Here is a 1,292-nt window from a genome sequence, read left to right as displayed (position 1 = left end):
GGTGTTCAAGCTGGTGATGGCGGCCGCAAGAAGCTGGCGGAGGTTGATGGGCGAAAACCAGTTGCCCAAGGTGATCGCCGGTGTCAGGTTTAAGGACGGCACCGAGATCATTCCGATGCCGACAAACAGCGCCGCCTGATCGGCCCCATCACCTAAATTCCGTCATAGCTCTCCAAGACAAGGACAAGCGGTCTGCTGTTGAGGTGTTGAGTCATCTGATCAGTCTTCGGCCAGCAGTCTCGAATCTAACCTGAACAGGTGAGCTTGACCATTAGTGATGTAAGAGCCACCGCCTACTTCCCTGCCAGCGCCGCCTTGGTCACGCTGTCAGGTCCGAATTCCGCCTCACTGGTGAGGTCCAAGAGTGACGCCAGCTTGGATCGAGCCCGGTTCACGCGACTCCTGATAGTACCGATTGGCACATTGCATACCTCAGCGGCTTCTTCATAGGACATCCCCTGTGCTCCGACCAGAAGCAGCACCTCGCGTTGGTCTCTGAGGAGTGTCGCCAGAGCCGTGCGGAAATCCTCGAAGTCGAGATGGCTCTGCTGATCCGGGTGCGTCTTGAGCCGTGCAGCATAGGCCCCATCCGCATCCTCGACTTCATGCTTGCGCTTGCGATAATCCGAGTGGAAGAGGTTGCGCAGGATCGTAAACAGCCATGCATTGAGGTTCGTGCCGGGTTCGAACTTGTCGATGTTGGCCCAAGCTCGCAGGATCGTCTCCTGCACCAGATCGTCAGCCCGGTCGCGGTTGTTGGTGAAAGAGATGGCAAAGGCGCGGAGGCTCGGGAGAGCGGCGAGCAGTTCATCCCGCAGCGACGACCCTTCAACCAACATGCTGCGGTGTTTCCAAGCGCATCTCGATCTCACGGGCCAGCTTCAACAGCGGAGGAGATAGCGGTTGCTGGAGCAATCCAGCATAAATCGCTTGCAGGTTCGCCCCGATCCGCTCGTGTGTTTCTGCTTGGATGTCCTTCCACAGGCTGTCGTCTCGCCACGCATGGGGCACGACAATAATCTGGCCCACGGACCAATCTTCATCCGCAGCAGGTGCCATGAGGCGTTTCCTCTCAATCCGCTCTCTTGCGGGACGTATTGCCTCACCGAAGAATGCTCCCGACACGGATGGTCGTTGCCTCATCTTCATGCTCCCGGCAAGCCTCAGGGCTCTGCGGGCACCGAGCCTTGATCCGATGACCCGAACACCATGGCCCATGCCGCATCCCGGCGCCAGATTTTCAGACGCCGCTGGAGTGTGCGCAGATGCCGCTCGGAGTACTGGTCAGGATA

At 58.7% G+C, this 1,292-nt stretch carries 2 protein-coding genes and 1 pseudogene; 1 reads left to right on the top strand and 2 read right to left on the bottom strand.

Annotated features, from left to right (window positions below; genetic code table 11):
* A pseudogene (locus FS320_RS43540) lies at positions 1-139 on the top strand (IS256 family transposase); the annotation flags it as partial.
* Between the two features lie 154 nt (positions 140-293).
* On the opposite strand, the gene FS320_RS43535 reads toward FS320_RS43540, so the two are convergent.
* A complete protein-coding gene (locus tag FS320_RS43535) occupies positions 294-839 on the bottom strand; it encodes a sigma-70 family RNA polymerase sigma factor (RefSeq protein WP_152718670.1) in 546 nt (181 codons plus the stop codon).
* The gene (locus tag FS320_RS43530) at positions 829-1,059 is read right to left on the bottom strand and encodes a hypothetical protein (protein WP_152718669.1); all 231 of its coding nucleotides are present in this window, start codon (positions 1,057-1,059) and stop codon (positions 829-831) included. Before FS320_RS43530 ends, FS320_RS43535 begins: the two co-directional genes overlap by 11 nt.
* Positions 1,060-1,292 lie beyond the last annotated feature (233 nt).

This window comes from Microvirga tunisiensis, assembly GCF_009296175.1.
Lineage (GTDB): Bacteria > Pseudomonadota > Alphaproteobacteria > Rhizobiales > Beijerinckiaceae > Microvirga > Microvirga tunisiensis.
This window is presented reverse-complemented; position numbering and strand designations above follow the sequence as displayed.